The 20487-nt window shown below is 71.5% G+C and carries 16 protein-coding genes; 13 read left to right on the forward strand and 3 right to left on the reverse strand.

Annotated features, from left to right (window positions below; all coding sequences use genetic code 11):
- Positions 1-4 precede the first annotated feature (4 nt).
- Positions 5-1738, reverse strand: coding sequence for a SulP family inorganic anion transporter (locus tag ACWC5O_RS25435; RefSeq protein ID WP_450583546.1), 1734 nt, complete (start codon positions 1736-1738; stop codon positions 5-7).
- Positions 1739-1971: 233 nt separating this feature from the next.
- On the opposite strand from ACWC5O_RS25435, the gene ACWC5O_RS25440 reads away from it, so the two are divergent.
- The 4 genes from ACWC5O_RS25440 to ACWC5O_RS25455 all read left to right on the forward strand — a co-directional run bounded on the left by ACWC5O_RS25440 (position 1972) and on the right by ACWC5O_RS25455 (position 5601).
- Positions 1972-2604 (forward strand): hypothetical protein, encoded by a 633-nt coding sequence (locus tag ACWC5O_RS25440; protein ID WP_450583548.1) that lies wholly within the window; start codon positions 1972-1974, stop codon positions 2602-2604.
- Between the two features lie 163 nt (positions 2605-2767).
- On the forward strand, positions 2768-3673 hold the full coding sequence (locus ACWC5O_RS25445; RefSeq protein ID WP_450583550.1) for a universal stress protein: 906 nt from the start codon (positions 2768-2770) through the stop codon (positions 3671-3673).
- Positions 3674-3700: 27 nt separating this feature from the next.
- Positions 3701-4723, forward strand: a complete 1023-nt coding sequence (locus tag ACWC5O_RS25450) for a zinc-dependent alcohol dehydrogenase (protein WP_450583552.1) — start codon at positions 3701-3703, stop codon at positions 4721-4723.
- A gap of 5 nt (positions 4724-4728) precedes the next feature.
- On the forward strand, positions 4729-5601 hold the full coding sequence (locus tag ACWC5O_RS25455; protein WP_450583554.1) for a universal stress protein: 873 nt from the start codon (positions 4729-4731) through the stop codon (positions 5599-5601).
- 17 nt (positions 5602-5618) lie between these two features.
- On the opposite strand, the gene ppk2 is transcribed toward ACWC5O_RS25455, so the two are convergent.
- A complete protein-coding gene (gene ppk2 / locus ACWC5O_RS25460) occupies positions 5619-6422 on the reverse strand; it encodes a polyphosphate kinase 2 (protein WP_450583556.1) in 804 nt (267 codons plus the stop codon).
- A 171-nt stretch (positions 6423-6593) separates the two neighbouring features.
- On the opposite strand from ppk2, the gene gap reads away from it, so the two are divergent.
- The 4 genes from gap (at position 6594) to ACWC5O_RS25480 (ending at position 11827) form a co-directional block, all read left to right on the forward strand.
- Positions 6594-7607, forward strand: coding sequence for a type I glyceraldehyde-3-phosphate dehydrogenase (gene gap / locus ACWC5O_RS25465; RefSeq protein ID WP_450583558.1), 1014 nt, complete (start codon positions 6594-6596; stop codon positions 7605-7607).
- A gap of 267 nt (positions 7608-7874) precedes the next feature.
- Positions 7875-10568: a bifunctional acetate--CoA ligase family protein/GNAT family N-acetyltransferase gene (locus tag ACWC5O_RS25470; protein ID WP_450583559.1), complete on the forward strand. Its 2694-nt coding sequence runs from the start codon at positions 7875-7877 to the stop codon at positions 10566-10568.
- Between the two features lie 13 nt (positions 10569-10581).
- Complete coding sequence (locus ACWC5O_RS25475; protein ID WP_450583561.1) at positions 10582-11313, forward strand: CBS domain-containing protein; 732 nt, start codon at positions 10582-10584, stop codon at positions 11311-11313.
- Positions 11314-11329: 16 nt separating this feature from the next.
- Positions 11330-11827, forward strand: a complete 498-nt coding sequence (locus tag ACWC5O_RS25480) for a flavodoxin domain-containing protein (protein ID WP_450583563.1) — start codon at positions 11330-11332, stop codon at positions 11825-11827.
- A gap of 33 nt (positions 11828-11860) precedes the next feature.
- Here ACWC5O_RS25480 and ACWC5O_RS25485 read toward each other — a convergent pair whose 3' ends face one another.
- Positions 11861-12556 (reverse strand): universal stress protein, encoded by a 696-nt coding sequence (locus ACWC5O_RS25485; RefSeq protein ID WP_450583564.1) that lies wholly within the window; start codon positions 12554-12556, stop codon positions 11861-11863.
- A gap of 182 nt (positions 12557-12738) precedes the next feature.
- Here ACWC5O_RS25485 and ACWC5O_RS25490 point away from each other — a divergent pair, with 182 nt between their 5' ends.
- From ACWC5O_RS25490 to ACWC5O_RS25510, 5 genes are all read left to right on the forward strand, one after another.
- Positions 12739-13641 carry a universal stress protein gene (locus tag ACWC5O_RS25490; protein WP_450583566.1) on the forward strand — a complete coding sequence of 301 codons (903 nt, stop codon included), beginning with the start codon at positions 12739-12741 and terminating at the stop codon, positions 13639-13641.
- A 16-nt stretch (positions 13642-13657) separates the two neighbouring features.
- On the forward strand, positions 13658-16342 hold the full coding sequence (ppdK, locus tag ACWC5O_RS25495) for a pyruvate, phosphate dikinase (protein ID WP_450583568.1): 2685 nt from the start codon (positions 13658-13660) through the stop codon (positions 16340-16342).
- A 252-nt stretch (positions 16343-16594) separates the two neighbouring features.
- Complete coding sequence (locus tag ACWC5O_RS25500) at positions 16595-17608, forward strand: 2-hydroxyacid dehydrogenase (protein ID WP_450583570.1); 1014 nt, start codon at positions 16595-16597, stop codon at positions 17606-17608.
- Between the two features lie 202 nt (positions 17609-17810).
- Positions 17811-19502, forward strand: a complete 1692-nt coding sequence (gene ctaD / locus ACWC5O_RS25505; RefSeq protein WP_450583572.1) for an aa3-type cytochrome oxidase subunit I — start codon at positions 17811-17813, stop codon at positions 19500-19502.
- 3 nt (positions 19503-19505) lie between these two features.
- The gene (locus tag ACWC5O_RS25510) at positions 19506-20066 is read left to right on the forward strand and encodes a hypothetical protein (RefSeq protein ID WP_450583574.1); all 561 of its coding nucleotides are present in this window, start codon (positions 19506-19508) and stop codon (positions 20064-20066) included.
- Positions 20067-20487: the final 421 nt, after the last annotated feature.

A 20487-nucleotide genomic window follows, 5' to 3' on the forward strand; every position in this document is an offset into this window, starting at 1 on the left:
CGCGTCACACCTCCCGGACCGGCCCCCACCGCTCGCCGCACCACGCGCGGTAGGCGGCCACCGCGGTGGGCAGCGTGGGGAAGATGAGGTCCGAGCCCACAGAGTCCACCAGGCCGTAGGCCTTCAGGGCGTCCAGGAGGTCCTGCTTGACCCGGGCGAGTGCGAACACGATGCCGCGGTGGGCGAGTTCGCGGCGCAGCTCGTCGACCGCGTCGAGGGCCGTGATGTCGACCTCGACGTTCGCCTCGGTGTTCAGCACGAACCAGCGCACCGGGCCGGTCTGTTCGTCGACGGCGGCTATGGCCCGGTGCCGGAAGTTCTCCGCGTTGGCGAAGAACAGGGGCGAGTCGTAGCGGTAGACCAGCAGGCCGGGGATGGTGCGTGCCTGCGGGTAGTCGTCCACGTCGTGCATGCCCGCGACGCCGGGCACCAGCCCTTCGACCGCGTCGTGCGGGCGCGCCACCCGCGTCAGCAGCTCGGCCACCGACAGACCGACCGCCACGATCACCCCGTACAGGATGTCCAGAGCGAGCACACCGGCCAGGCAGCCCAGAGCGAGGAACAGTTCGCGGCGGCGGAAGGACGCCAGGCGGCGGAACCCGGCCAGGTCGATCATGCGGACGGCGGCGTACACGACGAGCGCCCCCAGCACCGCCGACGGCGTCCGGCCCAGCAAGGGGCTCAGGAACAGCAGTACGGCGAGGACCGCCGCGCCGGCCACCAGCGAGTAGCCAGGGCTGCGTGCGCCCGTCGAGGCGGCGAGCGCGGTGCGGCTGGCGCTGCTGCTGACCGGGAAGCCGTGCAGGGCGCCCGCGCCCAGGTTCGCTGCCCCCAGCGCCAGGAACTCCTGGTTGGCGTCCAGACCGGGCTCGTCGTCCGTTCGCCCGGAGAAGGCTCGCGCGGTGAGGATGAAGTCGGTGTACGCGACGATCAGGACACCCAGGGCCGGCAGCACCAGGTGCGGCAGCTCGCCCAGGTCCGGCAGCGCGAGTGAGGGCAGCCCCGACGGGACCTCACCGATCACTTTGACGCCGTGCCGGTGGTCGAGGTCGAAGACGGTGACGGCCGCCGTGCCGAGAACCACCGCGAGCAGCGGTCCCGGCAGCGTCGGCAGGTACCGCTTCACCACGAACAGGAACACCAGCGCGACCGCCGAGAAGATGACCGTGTTCACATCGGCGCCAGGCAACTGTGCGGCGAAGGACCGCAGTTGGGGGAAGAACTCCGAACCGGTGGTCCGCACGCCGGTGAGCCTGGGCAGCTGGTCCACCATCATGATCAGGGCCACCCCGGCCAGGTAGCCGATCAGCACGGGGCGGGAGAGCAGGTCCGCGAGGAAGCCCAGCCGCACCACCCGCGCGACCAGGCACAGCAGGCCGACCGTAACGGCGAGGGCCGCGGCCGACGATGCGTAGCGCCCCGCGTCCCCGCCGGCGAGCGGGCCCACCACGGTGGCCGTCATCAGAGCGGTCGTCGACTCGGGCCCCACCGACAGCAGCCGGGAGGAACCGAACAGCGCGTACAGGGCGACGGCGGGCAGGATCGCCCACAGCCCGGCGACCGGTGGCAGACCGGCCACACCCGCGTACGCCATCACCTGCGGCACGAGGTACGCCGCCACCGTCACGCCGGCCAGCAGGTCGCCCTTCAGCCACGAACCCCGGTAACCGACCAGGGCGCCGAGGCCCGGCACCAGCCGACGCCACCGCACAGAACGTTCGCCCGAGTCCTCAGCCATGTGCCGCCCCTCTCTGCCTGGGCCCAGCATCCATGGCCACGCGATCACCCGCGACACCCGCCCGGTGTTCCACGTGCCCGGTTCGTCAACCGCCAACCCAACGGGCCTCGGACGCAGGGACGTTCAGCCCAACGGACGGAGACCTTCGGCATCCGGCGTGACGTCGGGCATCGGACGAGAGTGAGACACGTCAAGGAGAAGACGACTCAGACATCCCCGAAGGGATCACCATCATGGCCGTGCACGAGCACCCTCACCGGAGCCCAGGCTTCCACCTGTCGGCCGCCTTCCGTCGGCACCGGACCGGGTCCGGCCCCGAGTCCGCCGTGTCGGCACGTCTCGGCACGCACACCGCGCAGGCTTACGCCCTCGCTTCCCTGCGCATCCTGACCGGGTTCGTCTTCCTCTGGGCGTTCCTGGACAAGACCTTCGGCCTGGGTTACGCGACCGCCTCCGGCAAGGGCTGGATCGACGGCGGGTCGCCGACGAAGGGCTTCCTCAGTTCCGTCGCCGCCGGGCCGATGGAGTCGACCTTCCACTCCTGGGCCGGCGACACGTGGGCGGACTGGCTGTTCATGCTGGGCCTGCTCGGCATCGGCCTGGCCGTCATGACCGGAGTGGCGCTGCGGCCGGCCGCGGTGGCGGGCACGGCGATGATGGCGCTGATGTGGATTGCCGAGTGGCCGCCGGCCAAGCACCTTTCGGACGGCTCGCCGAGCATGTCGACGAACCCGTTCGCCGACTACCACGTGATCTACGCGGTCGCGCTGATCGCCGCAGCGGCAGCGGGCGCGGGCGCCACCTGGGGTCTGGGCCGGCTGTGGGCACGGCTGCCGATCGTCCGCGACCACACCTGGCTGCGCTGACCCGCACGCGGCGGGACGAACCTCGCCCCGGGGCCGTCCCGCCGACCCGTGTACGGGGCCCATCGTCCCCGCCGAAGGACCAGCGGCCCCTGCCCCGCACAACCCCTCGAACACGACGCTGGAATCGGGTCCCCTCGGGTCCCCGATTCAGGAGGTGGAGAACATGCCCCGCACCATCACCGTGGGTCTCGACGGCTCGCCCGAAAGCCGCGCCGCCGCGGAATGGGCCGCCCGCGAGGCGCAACTGCGCGGACTGCCGGTGAAGCTCGTCCACGTCTGGGAGCCGGTACCGGAGCCCATGGCCCAAGCCCCGCTCCTCGGTGCCGAAACGCACCAGCACTGGACCGAGAGGATCCCCCGAGAGTCCGCCGAGGGTCTGCGGCTGCGTCACCCGGGCGTCGAGGTGACCACCGAGCAACTCACCGGCCGACCCGCCGAATCCCTGGTCAACGCGGCCAAGGACGCCGAAATGCTCGTCCTCGGTTCACGCGGCCTCAGCGGGATCGGCGGCTTCCTGGTCGGCTCGGTCGGGCTCGCGGTCGTGGCGCACACCGAGCGGCCCGTCGTCCTGGTCCGCGCCGGCGAGCAGGCCGCGGACGAGCACGAGATGGACGAGGCCGGCATCCCCTCCGCGGCCACGGCGTTCCGTCCCGTCGTCCTCGGACTCGACGTCGCCAGCCCCGACGCGGCGCTGCTCGGGTTCGCCTTCGAGGCCGCCGCGCGCCGCTCGGTGCCCCTGCGAGTCGTCCACGCCTGGAACCCACCGCCCTATTACGCCTACGGGATGGCCCTGGAACCGGCGGTCGAGCGGGAGATGGCGAAGGGCGACGTCCTCATCCTGAGCGAGGTGCTGCGCCCTTGGCGGCAGAAGTACCCCGACGTCGAGGTCGTCGAGCAGTCGCAGTTCGGCAGCCCCTCGCTGCTCCTGATCGACGCCTCCCGCGAGGCCTCCCTGGTCGTCGTCGGCCGCCGCGTCCGCCGCTCCTCCGTCGGCGCCCACATCGGCACCGCCACCCATGCCGTCCTGCACCACTCCACCGCCCCCGTCGCCGTCGTCGCGCACGACTGACACACCCTCCAGAGGAGAGAACAGATCATGAAGGCAGCGGTCGTACGAGCCTTCGGCGAGCCCCTGGTCATCGAGGAACGCCCCGACCCCGAGCCCGGCCCCGGCCAGGTCCGCATCCGTCTGGAGGCCTCCGGGCTGTGCCACACCGACATCCATGCCGCCCACGGCGACTGGCCGGTCAAGCCCGACCTGCCGTTCGTGCCCGGGCACGAGGGCGTCGGCCTGGTCGAGAAGCTCGGCGAGGGCGTCACCCACCTTTCCGTCGGGCAGCGGGTCGCGGTGCCGTGGCTCGGCAAGGCGTGCGGGCGGTGCGAGCACTGCCGGTCCGGCTGGGAGACGCTGTGCGAGCAGCAGGTCAACACCGGCTACGGCTGTGACGGCGCATACGCCGAGAAGATGCTGGCCTGGGCCGACTTCGCCCAACCGGTGCCCGACGGGGTCTCCGCTTTCGAGGCCGCCCCGCTGACCTGCGCGGGCGTCACCACGTACAAGGCCCTCAAGGTGGCGGACGTCCGGCCCACCCAGCTGGTCGCCGTCTCCGGGATCGGCGGCCTCGGCCATCTCGCCGTGCAGTACGCGAAGATCGCCGGTGCGACGGTGGCCGCGATCGACGTCACCGACGACAAGCTCGAACTCGCCGTGGAACTCGGCGCCGACCTCGTCATCGACGCTCGCAAGCAGGATGTCGGCGAGGAGCTGAAGAAGCACGGCGGCGCCCACGCGGCGATCGCCCTCGCCGTGAACCCGGCCGCCTTCGAGGCCGTCAACTCCGGTCTGCGGCGCGGCGGAAAGCTCGTCATGGTGGCGCTGCCCGCCCACGGCACGATCCAGGTGCCGATCTTCGACACCGTCCTGAACGGCACCTCGGTGATCGGCTCGATCGTCGGTACGCGGCAGGACCTCGCCGAGGTCTTCCAGCTGCACGCGGCCGGCCGCACGAAGGTCATGTACGAGACCCGAACGCTCGCCTCCGTGAACGAGTCCATCGACGCGGTGCTGCGCGGCGAGATCAAGGCCCGGATCGTCTTCGACCTGGGCGCGGGAAGGTGAGGACGATGGAACCGCCCCTGGTCGTCGGTGTCGACGGTTCCGAGCCGAGCCTGCGCGCCGTCGACTGGGCGGCCGACGAGGCCGCCCTGCGCGGACTCCCGCTGCGCGTGGTGTACGCCTCGCTGTGGGAACGGTACGAGGGCACTTCGCTCGCCCAGGATCTCGGCAAGCCCTCCGAACAGGTGATGGCCGAGGACATGGTCGACGCCGCCGCGCGCAGGGCGCGCAGCCGCCGGCCCGAGGTGAAGGTCACCACCGACCTGCTGCCCGAGGAACCCGAGTACGTGCTGGTACGGGAAAGCCGCACCGCCTCCGCCGTGGTCCTCGGCTCGCGCGGTCGGAGCAGCCTGGCCGAGGCGCTCCTCGGCTCCGTCAGTGTGACGGTGGCCGGCCACGCGCACTGCCCGGTCATCGTGCTGCGCGGCAGCCACGACAACCGGGCCACACCCGGCAGGCACGGCCGCATCGTCCTGGGCGTCGGCGAGAACCGGGCCGACGCAGCCGCGGTGCGCTTCGCCGCCGAGGAGGCGCGCCGCCGCGGTGTGCCACTGGAGGCCGTACGAGCCTGGCGCTGCCCCGCGCACGAGCCGCACGGCCACTCCCTGCCGGCCGGCGAACCGGCCCGGCTGCACGAGGAGCGGGCCGCGCAGGAACTGGAAGCGGCTCTGCGGGAGATCCCGGACGACGTCGAGGTGCACCGGCGTACCGTCGAGGGCCACGCCCACCAGGTGCTGCTCGGCGCCGCGGCCGACGCCGACCTGCTCGTCGTCGGAGCCCGGCGCCGCGAGGGCCACTTCGGCCTCCAGCTCGGCCGCGTCGCCCACGCGGTGCTCCATCACTCCGCCTGCCCGGTCGCGGTCGTACCCCAGCGGGAGTGAGCAGGTGACCGGTTGGCTCAGAGGCCGGCCGCGTGATCCGGGACGTAGACCTGCAGATCGCGCGGCGGCCGCTCGTAACCGGTCGACGGCGGCCGCTGCGGAAGCTCCAGGACCGGTGGCTGCACCTCGCGGTACGGCACCGAGCCCAGCAGGTGGGCGATCATGTTGAGCCGCGCCCGCCGCTTGTCGTCGCTCTCCACGATGTACCAGGGCGCCTCGCTGATGTCGGTGTGGACCAGCATCACGTCCTTGGCCCGGGAGTAGGCCTCCCAGCGGGTGATGGACTCCAGGTCCATGGGCGTCAGCTTCCAGCGGCGCAGCGGATCCTCCAGACGGCGCCGGAACCGCTCCTGCTGCTCGGTGTCGCTCACCGAGAACCAGTACTTGCGCAGCAGGATCCCGTCTTCCACCAGCATCCGCTCGAAGATCGGGCACTGCCGCAGGAAGAGCTGGTGCTCCTCCTTCGTACAGAAGCCCATCACGTGCTCGACCCCGGCCCGGTTGTACCAGGAGCGGTCGAACAGCACGATCTCCCCGGCGGCAGGCAGATGCTCCACATACCGCTGGAAGTACCACTGCGTGCGCTCGCGCTCGGTCGGCTTCGGCAGCGCCGCGATCCGAGCCACCCGCGGGTTCAGGTACTCGGCGACCCGCTTGATGGTGCCGCCCTTGCCCGCCGCGTCCCGCCCCTCGAAGATCACGACCAGCCGGGCACCCTCCGCCCGCACCCACTCCTGCGCCTTCACCAACTCGGTCTGCAGGCGCAGCAGTTCCTTCTCGTACACCTCGCGCGGCAGCTGCGCCGCCTTCTTACCGGCCATGCCGCCTCCACCGTCCGACGACTCACGACGTCACTCACGCCCAGGCTCGAGCGCCAGGACACCACCGTACTTTCCAACGACGAACGGTGCGCCACCGCCAAGGACCACGGGACGGCCGGTACCCGCGTCCGCACCAGGCCCGGCGCCCCTGACCGCAAAGGAGCTCACGTCATGACCGTACGTGTCGGCATCAACGGCTTCGGCCGCATCGGCCGCACTCTTCTCCGCGCGGCCCTCGACCGCGCGGAGGCGGGCACCCAGGACGTCCACGTCGTCGCGATCAACGACATCGCCCCGCCCGCCACCCTCGCCCATCTCCTGGAGTACGACTCGACGTTCGGGCACATCGGGCGCGAGGTCACGCACGACGACAGCTCGATCACCGTCGACGGCCGGCGTATCGCCGTCACCGCCGAGCGCGATCCGGCCGCCTTGCACTGGTCCGACCACGGAGCCGGCATCGTCGTCGAGTCCACCGGCCGCTTCCGCGACCGCGACTCCGCGGCCCTTCACCTGAAGGCGGGCGCCCACACAGTGCTGATCTCGGCGCCCGGCAAGGGCGTGGACGCCACCATCGTGATGGGCGTCAACGACGACACCTACGACCGGCACCGTGACCGGATCATCTCGGCCGCCTCCTGCACCACCAACTGCCTCGCGCCGATGGTCAAGGTGCTCGACGAGAACTTCGGCATCGACCGCGGCCTGCTGACCACCGTCCACGGCTACACCAACGACCAATCCCTGCTGGACGGCCCGCACAAGGACCTGCGCCGCGCCCGCTCGGCGGCCCTGAGCATCATTCCGACCAGCACCGGTGCTGCCCGCGCTGTCGGCCTCGTACTGCCGGAGCTGGCCGGGGCGCTGGACGGGATCGCCGTCCGGGTGCCCGTGGAGGACGGCTCGCTCACCGACCTCACGGTGGTGCTGAACCGCGAGGCCACGGCCGAGGAGATCAACGCCGCCTTCGCCGCGGCGGCCGAGGGCCCGCTGAACGGCATCCTGCGCGTCTCGACGGCGCCCATCGTCTCCCGCGACGTCATCGGCGACCCGGCCTCCTGCGTCCTCGACGCCGCGCTCACCCAGGCAGGCGGCACCCTCGCCAAGGTCTTCGGCTGGTACGACAACGAATGGGGCTACACGAACCGGCTTCTCGACCTCATCGCGTTGGTCGCCGACGATTGAGAACGCGGCCGAGGGCGACAGCGCCCCTGTGTCCCGAGTGGTACGGGCACAGGGGCGCTCGTACGTCGCCCACGGGAGGCGAAGGAGCGGCACCGCTGTCCGCGTGCCTCCCTCGGCGCCCGGCTGCCACTGTCTCGCCGGCCGAACTCGCCGTGAACGCAGCAGGTTAGGGCCGACCGGCCCCGAGCCCGGCCCCGGACAGCCCATGGGGACGCCCTTCGATCCGCTGGATGCTCGAACCATCGAGAGGCTTGGAGGAGATCCCTGATGTCGGACGCCGTGCTCAACCGACCCCCGGTTCACGCCCTGCTCGCGGACGGCACCACCGTGTGCATCCGGCCCGTGACGCCGGCCGACCACGACCAGCTGCAGGGGCTCTATGAGGAGATGTCCCCGGAGAATCTCCGTCTCCGGTTCTTCTCGGCGAGCCCTCGGTCCGCCGCCCTCGCCGCCGACCGGGCATGCGCTCCGGCGCACCCCGGCTACCGGGCCCTGCTGGCCGAGACGCACGGTCAGGTGATCGGGCTCGCCGAGTACGACACGGCGGGGGAGAAGGACGAGGCCGAGATCTCCATCGCCGTCTGCGACGGCCTGCACCACCGCGGAGTGGGCACCCTGCTCGTCGAGCACCTGGTCTCCGCCGCCCGCGCCGATGGCATCACCACCTTCACCGCCGACGCGCTCAGCGAGAACCGCGAGATCCTCCGGCTCTTCGCCGACCTCGGCCTGCGCACGGCCCGCCGGTTCGAAGGGCCCGAGGTGCGCTGCACCATACGGCTGGACGAGGACGACACCTACCTGTCGGCTGTGGAGGCCCGGGGCCGTGCCGCCGATGTCGCAAGCCTGGCGCCGTTGCTGCGCCCGAACGTGGTCGCCGTCGTCGGTGCCGGACGCAAACCCGGTTCCGTGGGCCGGGCGATCCTGCACCACCTGAAGGCGGGCGGCTGCACCCGCCGCCTGTTCGCCGTGAACCCGAGCGTTCCGCACATCCTCGGCGTGCCGTCGTACCCGTCCGTCAGCGTGCTGCCCAAGACCCCCGACCTGGCAGTCGTGGCCGTCCCCGCCGCGGCGGTCCCGGCCACCGCCGAGGAGTGCGGCAAGGCCGGCGTCCGGGCGCTGCTCGTCGTCACAGCCGGCCTCGACACCGACCAGGCGCAGGCGCTGCTGGCCACCTGCCGCACCTACGGCATACGCCTGGTCGGACCCAACTGTCTCGGCATCTCCAACACCGATCCGGACCTGCGCCTGGACGCCACGTTCGCCGCCGACCACCCGCGTCCCGGCACCGCGGGCGTCGCCGTGCAGTCCGGCGGGGTGGGTATCGCTCTCCTCGACGGGTTGTCCCGGCTGGGCATCGGCGTCTCGTCCTTCGCGTCGCTCGGTGACAAGTACGACGTCAGTGGCAACGACATGCTCCAGTGGTGGGAGAGCGACGGCCGCACCGAACTCGCCCTGCTGCACCTGGAGTCCTTCGGCAGCCCGCGGGCGTTCTCCCGCACGGCCCGCCGTGTCACGCGCCGGATGCCGGTGCTCACCGTGGACGCGGGCCGCACCGAGGCGGGCCGCCGTGCCGCCGCCTCCCACACCGCGGCCGCCGCCACCCGCACCATGACCCGGCAGGCACTGTTCACCCAGGCGGGCATCACCGCCACCCGCTCGGTCGGCGAACTCCTGGAAACCGCTGCCCTGATGCACTCCCAGCCGCTCCCCGCGGGCACCCGCGTCGCGGTCGTCACCAACGCGGGCGGTGCCGGAGTCCTCGCCGCCGACGCCTGCACAGAGGCGGGACTCGCCCTGCCGCCGCTCCCTGCGGACGCGATCGACGACCTGCTCGCCGTGCTCCCGCAGGGCGCCGCGGTCGGCAACCCCGTCGACGCCACCGCCGCCGTCACCGAGGACCAGCTCGCGGACTGCCTGGACCGGCTGACGCGCCATCCCGGCGTCGACGCGGTTCTGGTGGCCCTCGTGCCCACGGCGGTCGCCGCGGCGACCGGCGACGACCTCGTCCGGGCGCTCACCGACGCCCCCGCGCACCGGGGCAAGCCAGTGGCCGCCGTCCGTCTCGAACAGGACCTGCCGGTCAAGCTGCTGCCCGCCGCCGACGGCGGCACGATCCCCTCGTATGCCGAACCCCAGGCGGCGGCACGGGCTCTGGCCCACGCCGCCCGCCGCGCGGCCTGGCTCGCCCGGCCCGTGGGCACCGTTCCGGACCTGGACGGCATCGACACGACCCGCGCCCAGGAGATCACCGAGACCTTCCTGGCCGCGCATCCGGACGGCGGCTGGCTCGACCCGCGCATGTGTGCCGACCTCCTGGCCTGCTACGGCATCCCGCAGATCCCGTGGTCGTGGGCGGAGACCGAGGACGAGGCCGTCCTCGCGGCCCGGCGGCTGCGCGGCCCGGACGGCCGGGTGGTGATGAAGGCCCACTGGCCGGGACTGGTGCACAAGAGCGAGCAGCGTGCCGTGCATCTCGACCTTCAAGGCGATGCCCAGGTCCGGGCCGCCTTCAGGGACTTCGAGACCCGGTTCGCGGGGCTGCTCACCGGTGTGGTCGTGCAGCCGCTCGCGGCGCGCGGCACCGAACTGTTCGCCGGCGTCGTCCAGGACGAGGTCTTCGGCCCGCTCGTGCTGTTCGGGCTCGGCGGCACCGCCACCGAAATCCTCGCCGACCACACCGCCCGTCTCGCCCCGCTCACCGACCACGACGTCCACGACCTGATCACCGCGCCGCGCTGCGCCCCGCTGCTGTTCGGAGCCCGCGGCAGCGGGCCGGCCGATCTCGAAGGCCTGGAGCAGCTGCTCCTGCGCCTGTCCCGCATGGCCGCCGACCTGCCGCAGCTCGCCGAGGTCGACTTCAACCCCGTGCTCGCGACCACGGCCGATGTCTCCGTGCTCGACGCACGGGTGCGGCTGGTGCCGCGCAGGCCCCAGGACCCCTATCTGCGCCGACTCCGCTGAGGAGGAACCAGAGATGAAGCACAACAAGGTCGGCTCCGTGATGACCACGGACGTAGTCCGCGCCTCGTACGGCACCCCCTTCAAGGAGGTGGCACGACTGCTCGCTCGCCACAGGATCAGCGGCCTGCCGGTGGTCGACGAGGACGAGAAGGTCATCGGCGTCGTCTCCGAGACCGACTTGATGGCCCGCCAGGCCGAGACGCCTGACCCGTACGCGCCGAAGCGTCGCTCGCGGATCGTGGCGTTGACGCGCGGCGGCAGGCAAAGGGCCGTCAAGGCGGCGGCCCGCACCGCCGGCCGGCTGATGACCGAACCGCCCGTCACCGTGCGCGCCGAGGACACCATCGTCGAGGCCGCGCGGACCATGGCCCAGCGGCGCGTGGAGCGGCTGCCGGTCGTGGACGAGGAGGATCGGCTCGTCGGCATCGTCACCCGCCGGGACCTGCTCCAGGTCTTCCTTCGGCCGGACCCGGAGATCCGCGACGAGGTGGTCGAGGAAGTCCTCGTCCGCGCGCTGTGGCTGCCGCCGCGGAGCGTCGACGTCTCCGTGGTGGAGGGTGTGGTCACGCTCACCGGCCAGATGGAGCGCAAGAGTGAGACGGAGATCGCCGTCTCCATGACCAGGCAGATCGACGGCGTGGTCGCGGTGGTCGACAACCTCGACCACCGCCTGGACGACAGCCACGTCCGGCCCGACCAGCCGGCCCTGCACGGCGTGGCGGACGACTGGCTGCGCAGGCTGTGAGGGGAGGCGGACAGCCATGACCGGCAAGGTCCTGGTCGCGTACGGGACGAGGAACGGATCGACCGCGCAGATAGCCGAGGCCGTCGCCCAGGTCCTGCGCAAGGAGGGGCTGACGGCCGAGGCACGGCCTGCACCGTCGGTGGCGAGCATCGAGACGTACGATGCCGTGGTCGTCGGGGGCGCACTGTACGCCGGGCGCTGGCACAAGGACGCACGCCGCTTCATCCGCCGCCACCGCCGGGCCCTGGCCGAACGCCCCCTGTGGTTCTTCAGCAGCGGGCCGCTGGACGCCTCGGCCTCGGACCGGGACATCCCGCCCGTGTCCGGTGTGAGGCGCGCCATGGAGCAACTCGGCGTCAGGGAGCACATCACCTTCGGCGGCTGCCTGCAGGAGGGCGCGAGGGGCAGAGTCGCACGGATGATCCTCCGCAGCGGCAAGGGCGGCGACTTCCGCTGCTTCCCCGCGATCGAGGCCTGGACGGAGCGGATGGCAGAGGAACTGACGGCTGCTTAGGTCATTACTTCCTCGCCTCGGCCCGCCCGTGTCTCACGGCACGACGGCGACCGGACACCGGGCTTCGCGCAACAGGGCTTGCACGAAACCCGGGTCCCCGCCGCGGCCGCGTCCCACGACCAGGAGCGCGGCGCCCTCGGCATGGTGGATCAAGGCATTGACGGGGTTGAGCAGTACGACGTCCTCGAGCACCGGAACCCGTGGATACTTCACCCGCCACGGCCGCAGCGCGTCGGCCAGCAGTTGCACTTCGTGGTCCTCCCAAGTGGCGCGGTCCTCCTCGGGAACGCCGAAGGGCAACTCGGCGGCACAGGAGGGAAGCTCCCAAGCGTGTACGGCGTGCAGCCGTGAACCCCGGACCTGGGCGGAGCCGAAGGCGAAGTCGACGGCCTGCTCCGCCGGGTGACGGGCGTCCATCCCGAGGGTGACCTGTGAGGGGCGGCCTGCCAGGGCCGCCACGTGGACGAGGGCGTCCGGTACGAGTACCACCGGGCAGGCGGAGCCGGCCGTAAGGGCGAGCGCGGGCGGGCTCGTTGCCGGGCCGGTGGTGTCGTCCTCCGTCGCGGGCAGGCCGAGCACGAGCATCGCAGCGGTACTCAGGTCGTTCGGCGGTGAGCCGAACCGCACCTCGAGCGGCAGCCCGCGCAGTGACGCCTCGTGGGTCGCCCACTCCACGGCCACGCGACTACGGCCTGGCCCGTCGGCGCAGGCAATGATGACTCGACTCACGACGGTCCGCCTCCCCGCGGCACACGGTTGCCCCGCTCTCACGCCTCCTACCGTGCCGACCACCCCAGGACCGGCGCAGGGGCCGAACGGACCTGGGGGAGCCCTTGCGGCCCATACCCGGCCGGGTCACCCCGGGAAGACGCTGGCAGTAACAAGCAGACCGAGCGCAGGAGGTGCGCACCATGCTGTCGCCCGTCATCGCCGGAGTGGACGGATCGGCCGAGAGCCTCGCCGCCGCCCAGTGGGCCGCCCGCGAGGCGGTTCGTCGTGACCGACCGCTGCGACTGGTACACGCCTGGAACTGGCATCCACGTCACGTGGAAGGCGAGCCCGTGAACGCTGCGCAGCGGCATCTGGCGCGCCGCGTCCTGCGCCAGGCGGAGGAGCACATCCGCGGGGCCGTACCCGGCGTGGTCCTCACCGACGAGCAGGTCGAAGGCCCGGCGACCGCAGCCCTGCTGAAGGCCGCCGAACAGGCCCACCTGCTGGTCCTGGGCTCGCGCGGCCTGTCGGGCTTCACCGGACTCCTCGTCGGCTCCGTCGCCCAAGGGGTGGTCGCGAAGGCCACCCGTCCCGTTGTCCTCGTACGGACGGGGGAGGAAGCCGAGGACGAGCACTTCCCGGCGGACGACGGCAGCCCGTCCATCCACACCGGATACCTCGATGTGGTTCTCGGCATCGACCTCGCCGACGCCTGCGACGAGGTGATCGAGTTCGCGTTCGAGGAAGCCCGGCTCCGGCAGGCCCGCCTGCGTGTCGTGTACGCCTGGCAACCGCCTTCCGCGATCAGCCTCGGCCCCGGCGACATCGGTCTGGTCAACGATCCCACGCAAGCCGAGGAGTGGCAGGGGTTCTTGTCCGCCGTGCTGAAGGTGTGGCGCGACAAGTACCCCGAGACCGAGGTCCTGGAGACCGTTGTGGAGGGCAAGGCCTCCACCGCGCTGGTCCGGGCCGCCTCCGCGGCGAGCCTCCTCGTCGTCGGCCGCCGCCTGTCCGAACGGCCGACGCTTGCGCGCATCGGCCCCGTCACCCATGCCGCAGTCCACCACGTCGGCTGCCCGCTTGCCGTCGTGCCCCACGAGTGAGAGGCCGCAGAGCGCGATGAGCACACCGACGAAGTACGTGTACGCCTTTGCCGAGGGCAGCCGGGAGATGGCCGAGCTGCTCGGCGGCAAGGGAGCCGGCCTGGCCGAGATGACACGGCTGGGGCTGCCGGTGCCGCCGGGCTTCACCGTCACCACCGAAGCCTGCAAGGTCTACCTCGCGACCGGCCAGGAGCCGCCCGAACTCGGCATCGATGAGGCCCGCGCCCTGGCTGGCCTGGAGCGGGCCATGGGCCGCACGCTCGGCGCGCCCGGCGATCCGCTCCTGGTGTCGGTACGCTCCGGCGCCCGCTTCTCGATGCCCGGCATGATGGAGACCATCCTCGACATCGGCCTCAACGACGAGTCGGTCGCCGGCCTCGCCAAGGCCTCCGGACAGCAGCGGTTCGCCTGGGACTCCTACCGGCGGCTTGTGCAGATGTTCGGCCGCACGGTGATGGGCGTGGACGGCGACCTGTTCGAACAGGCCATCGCCACGCACAAGGCACAGCGCGGGACGCGCGACGACCACGACCTCGACGCCGAGGAACTCGCCCTCCTCACCAAGGAGTTCAAGGCGATCATCCGCCGTGAGACGGGGGAGGACTTCCCCCAGGAACCGGTCGAGCAGCTCCAGCGTGCCATCCGTGCGGTGTTCGACTCCTGGAACGGTGAACGCGCTCGCGTCTACCGCCGACGTGAGCACATCCCCGACGACCTCGGCACCGCCGTCAACGTCCAGGCGATGGTGTTCGGCAACCTCGGCCCCGACTCCGGCACCGGCGTCGCCTTCACCCGAGATCCGGCCACCGGCGCCCGCGGCATGTACGGCGACTACCTGTCCGACGCGCAGGGCGAGGACGTCGTCTCCGGCGTCCGTGACGCCGTACCCCTGAGCGAGCTGAAGACCCTCGATCCCCGCTCGTACGTCGAACTCGGCGACCACCTGCGCACGCTTGAGAAGCACTACCGGGACCTGTGCGACGTCGAGTTCACCGTCGAGCGCGGCCGGCTGTGGATCCTCCAGACACGGATCGGCAAGCGCACCGCCGAGGCGGCCTTCCGTATCGCCCACGATCTGCGCGAGGAGAAGACGATCGGCGCGGACGAGGCGCTGGCCCGTGTGGACGGCGCCGCGTTGACCCGGCTGATGTTCCCCCGCTTCGACACCACCCCCGCCGACGTCCCCCTCGCCCACGGTGTGCCCGCCTCACCGGGCGCGGCGGTCGGCGTCGTCGTCTTCGATTCCGCCGAGGCCCAGCGCCGAGCCGCTGCCGGTCAGGACACCATCCTCGTGCGACGCGAAACGACCCCCGACGACCTGCCCGGAATGATCGCGGCTCTGGCCGTCCTCACCAGCCGGGGCGGCAAGACCAGCCACGCCGCCGTCGTCGCACGCGGCATGGGCAAGGTGTGCGTGTGCGGCGCCGAGTCGCTCACCGTCGACCCGGTCGCCCGTCGGCTCACCACGGACACAGGAGTCGTCGTACACGAGGGCGACACCGTCTCCGTCGACGGCACCGCGGGCACCGTGCACCTCGGCGCCCTGCCGCTTACCTCGTCCGACGTCGGGCGCGCGCTGGAGACCGGCGAGAGCACCGGCCCGCTGACCCAGGCGGTCCTGGCAGCCCTCGCCCACGCGGACTCCGTCCGCCGCCTGGACGTACGGGCCAACGCCGACACTCCCGAGGACGCCGCACGCGCCCGCGCCCTCGGCGCCCAGGGCATCGGCCTGTGCCGCACCGAGCACATGTTCCTCGGCGAGCGCAGGACGCTGGTCGAGGCGATGATCCTGGCCCGCGACGACATGGCTCGCGAGGAGGCTCTCGCGGCGCTGCTGCCGCTCCAGCGCGAGGACTTCAGCGGCATCTTCAAGGCCATGGACGGGTTGCCGGTGACCATCCGGCTCATCGACCCGCCGCTGCACGAGTTCCTGCCCGACCGCACGGAACTGGCCGTCCGCCTGGCGAGCACCACCGATCCGGACGTCCACGATCGCGAACTGCTCGATGCCGTCGAGCGCCTGCACGAGCAGAACCCGATGCTGGGCCTGCGCGGCGTCCGGCTCGGGCTGGCCGTCCCCGGTCTCCTGGCCATGCAGGTCCGCGCGATCGCCGAGGCCGTCGTCCACCGGCTGCGCGAGGGCGGCCGACCGCACGCCGAGATCATGATCCCGCTCGTCGGAGCGGTCGAGGAACTGCGGCTGGCCCGGACGGAGGCGGAGCGCGTGCTCGCCGAAGTCACGGCCGAGACAGGGATGCCGCTGCACCTCCCGATCGGCACAATGATCGAACTGCCCCGCGCGGCCCTCACCGCCGGTCACATCGCGGAAGCCGCCGACTTCTTCTCCTTCGGCACCAACGACCTCACCCAGACCACCTGGGGCCTGTCCCGCGACGACGCCGAGGCCTCCTTCTTCCCGCTGTACCTGGAGAAGAGCATCTTCAGCGTGTCCCCCTTCGAGACGATCGACCAGGAGGGTGTCGGCAGGCTGGTGGAGCTGGCCGTCGGGGCGGGCCGCGCCGTCAACCCCGGCCTGGAGACCGGGGTGTGCGGCGAGCATGGCGGCGACCCGGAGTCCATCCACTTCTTCCACCGGGCCGGCCTCGACTACGTCTCCTGCTCGTCCTTCCGTATCCCGGCAGCCCGGCTGGAGGCGGGACGAGCAGCCCTCACGGACACCGAGACCAGCGACAGCCGGTGACGGTCGCGTCCGGCCCGGCGGTCGGCGTCCCCCGGTACCGGAGCGCGGCTCGCCTCCTCGGGGCCGGCTCTCGGGTGTCGCGCGTCCCTGGGCTCGCCCCAGCCTCCGGTGGGAGAGGAGGCCTCCCGGCAGTCCGCGCGGCGGCCCGGTGCCCGGGACGACGGGGCCCGCCCCCGGAGCCGATCGGCCCTCTTCCCTCCCGCGATCCCGGCCTACGGTGGAGGTGATCACCGACCGACGGGAGGAGAGCAGGTGGAGATCGTCGCGTACGGCGTCCTCGCGGATGAGGAGCCGCTGCTGAGGGAAGCTTTCGACAAGGCGTTCGCGGGCTTGCACGAGCTGCGGTGTCTGGGGCTGTTCCTGGACGGGGACACCGTCCCGACCGCCGCGGGCCACGAGGTCGTGCTCAGCAGCGTCAACGACACCCTGGACGCCGACGTTCTGCGCTCACTGGCCAAGGGCGGCACCCGGCTGATCGCCCAGCGGTCCACCGGCTACAACAACATCGACCTGGCCGCCGCCGAAGAACTCGGGCTCACGGTCGCCCGGGTCTCGTACTACTCGCCGTACTCGGTCGCCGAGTTCGCCTGGACCCTGGCACTGGCGGTCAACCGCCGGATCGTCCGCGCCGCGCACCGCACCCGGGAGTTCGATTTCCGGCTCGACGGGCTGATGGGGCGCGACCTGCGCGGCCGGACGGCCGGCGTGGTGGGCACCGGGAAGATCGGCGCGGCGTTCGCCCGGATCGCCCACGGGTTCGGGATGCGGCTGCTGGGCTGGGACGTCGCCGAGAGTCCCGAATGCCTCGCCCTCGGCATGGAGTACGTCCCGCGCGACCGCCTGTTCGCCGAGGCGGACCTGGTCAGCCTGCACGTGCCGCTGCTGCCGCAGACCCATCACCTCGTCGACGCCGAGGCCCTGGCGCTGATGAAGGACGACGCGATCCTGGTCAACTCCAGCCGTGGCGGCCTGGTGGACACCGACGCGCTGCTGGAGACGCTGCGCGCGGGGCGGCTGAGCGGTGTCGGTCTCGACGTGTACGAGGAGGAGGCCGGCGTGTTCTTCCTGGACAAGTCTCTGGAGGTGATGACCGACGAACGCCTCGCGCGGCTGATGACCTTCAGCAACGTCCTGGTCACCTCGCATGAGGCGTACTTCACCAGGGACGCCGTCGGCCAGATCGCGGAGACCACCGTGGCCAACATCGAGGACTACTTCGCCGGTCGCTCCGGCGACGACGTGCTCGTCCGCCCCGGGGCATCCTGATCCACGTCGGCTCCCGCCGCGCGACGGGAAGAGGGGCCGTTGGACCCCATCCGGCGGCCGGCCCGGGGCTGTTCGGCCCTATCCCGCCAGGGTACCCCTCGGACGATCATGAGGCGGCAGCCGGGAAGGGGCCAGGTCCTTACCCGCATCACGGCACTTCCCGGCTCGTCGTCGACACGGCAGAAGGGGAGGACACCGAGCGGTGGACCAGGCACAGATACACAAGGTGGGGACCGCGCGGCCGAGTGCCGCGGTCACCGTGGCCGCAGGGACGACCGGACAGGCTGTACGGCCGTCGTGGGCGGAGTGGCTGACGACCACCGACCACAAGAAGATCGGGACGATGTACCTGGTCACCGCGTTCGCTTTCTTCATCGTGGGCGGCGTGATGGCGCTGCTGATGCGCGCGGAGCTGGCCAGGCCCGGACTGCAGATCATGTCGAGCGAGCAGTTCAACCAGGCGTTCACCATGCACGGCTCGATCATGCTGCTGATGTTCGCGATGCCGCTGTTCACCGGCTTCGCCAACTGGATCATGCCGTTGCAGATCGGCGCCCCGGACGTGGCGTTCCCACGGCTGAACATGCTGGCCTACTGGCTCTTCCTGTTCGGCTCGTCGATCGCGGCCTTCGGCTTCCTGACGCCTGGAGGTGCCGCCGACTTCGGCTGGTTCCTCTACGCCCCGCTCTCGGACGCCGTCCACTCACCGGGGCTCGGCGCCGACCTGTGGATCATGGGTGTGGCGCTGTCCGGCTTCGGATCGATCCTCGGCGCGGTCAACTTCATCACCACGATCATCTGCATGCGCGCGCCGGGCATGACCATGTTCCGGATGCCGATCTTCACCTGGAACGTGCTGCTGACCGCCCTGCTGGTCCTGATCGTGTTCCCGGTCCTGGCGGCCGCGCTGTTCGCGCTGGAGATGGACCGCAAGTTCGGCGCCCACGTCTTCGACGCGGCCAACGGCGGGGCGCTGTTGTGGCAGCACCTGTTCTGGTTCTTCGGCCATCCGGAGGTGTACATCCTGGCGTTGCCGTTCTTCGGCATCGTCTCCGAGGTCATCCCGGTCTTCGCCCGCAAGCCGATGTTCGGCTACATGGGCCTCATAGCCGCCACCATCGCGATCGCCGGTCTGTCCGTGACGGTGTGGGCGCACCACATGTACGTCACCGGCGGTGTGCTGCTGCCGTTCTTCTCCTTCATGACGTTCCTGATCGCCGTCCCGACCGGCGTGAAGTTCTTCAACTGGATCGGCACGATGTGGAAGGGTTCGCTGTCCTTCGAGACTCCGATGCTGTGGACCACCGGCTTCCTGATCACGTTCCTCTTCGGCGGCCTGACCGGGGTGATCCTGGCCTCCCCGCCGATGGACTTCCATCTCTCCGACTCGTACTTCGTCGTCGCGCACTTCCACTACACGGTCTTCGGTACCGTCGTGTACGCGATGTTCGCCGGATTCCACTTCTGGTGGCCCAAGTTCACCGGCAAGATGCTCGACGAACGCCTCGGCAAGATCACCTTCTGGACGCTCACGGTCGGCTTCCACACCACGTTCCTGGTCCAGCACTGGCTGGGCGCCGAGGGCATGCCCCGCCGGTACGCCGACTATCTGGCCGCCGACGGCTTCACGGCTCTCAACACCGTCTCGACGATCGGTTCGTTCCTGCTCGGCCTGTCGATCCTCCCGTTCTTCTACAACGTCTGGAAGACCGCGAAGTACGGCAAGCCGGTCGAGGTGGACGACCCGTGGGGCTACGGCCGTTCGCTGGAGTGGGCGACCTCCTGCCCGCCCCCGCGCCACAACTTCGCCTCCCTTCCGCGCATCCGCAGCGAGTCCCCCGCCTTCGACCTCCATCACCCGGAGATCGCCGCGCTCGAAGAGGCGGCGAGGTAGACCATGGCCCAAGCAGTCCTCGCCCTGGGGGCCGCCATGGTGACCGCGGCCGGAAGCGTCTGGTACCTGCCGGCCCTCGCCGACCTGCGCGCGGGAGCCGACCGGCCGCCGGCCCGGCGCAGAGCCGCGGCGGCCTGCCTCAGCGGCTGGGCCACGGCAGCGATCGTCGCGGTGCTGCTGCTCGTCTCCGACGCGTGGTGGACCCCTTCCGCCGCGGCGGTGACCGGTACCGCCGTCACGGTGGGCCTTCGAGCACGCACGGCCGTACAGCGCCGTCGCGAGATGCGCGAGGCCGCACGCGACTGGGCGGCGCTCGGCCACGATCGGCGACCACACGACACCGCACGTGCCCGGAGCGTCGTCGCCGTGCTCATCGGTATCGGGCTGGCTGCCGCCGTGGCCGCGGCGGCCCTCGGGACGGTCGCAGAGCGCGAGCACGGCGCGGACTGGCGGACGGTTGCCACCGTGCCCTCCGCGGTGGTCGGACTGTTTCTCACCCTCGCGGTCGTCTGCGGGCGGGCGCTGCGGCACCACCGCTTCAACCCAAGTGGCCGCCGTCAGTGACGACCGGAACCGCCTTGTGACGCACGGCGTTCTCACGGCGGCACCCGACGTGCGCCTGTGGAGCCTGGGTACTCGCCATGTGGGCCGAGGGCGCGTGGTGCGTGAGGAGGGCGCGATGGACGCACAGGGACCTGCGCCTGCTCGCCCGTGATCCGGTGGCCGGCAGCGGCCACGTCCAGATGGTGCTGCGCCCGGGTTGTGGGCCGCAGGCGCCCGCCACGCCGCGCCGCCCTGTTCAAACACACCAGACCGGCATACGGCCTTCACCACAGACACCGCCTCGCAGAGCGGGGCGCCGGCCGGACCCCGGGTCTGTCGGCGCGTGCACAGGGACATCCGGCCCCTGCCCGCAGGGCTTCCTCACGAGTTGACTGACGGTTACAGGTGCCGCCCTCGTTTCGTCGGCACTGTGCCGTGCGCA

It is taken from the genome of Streptomyces sp. NPDC001450, from assembly GCF_053597295.1.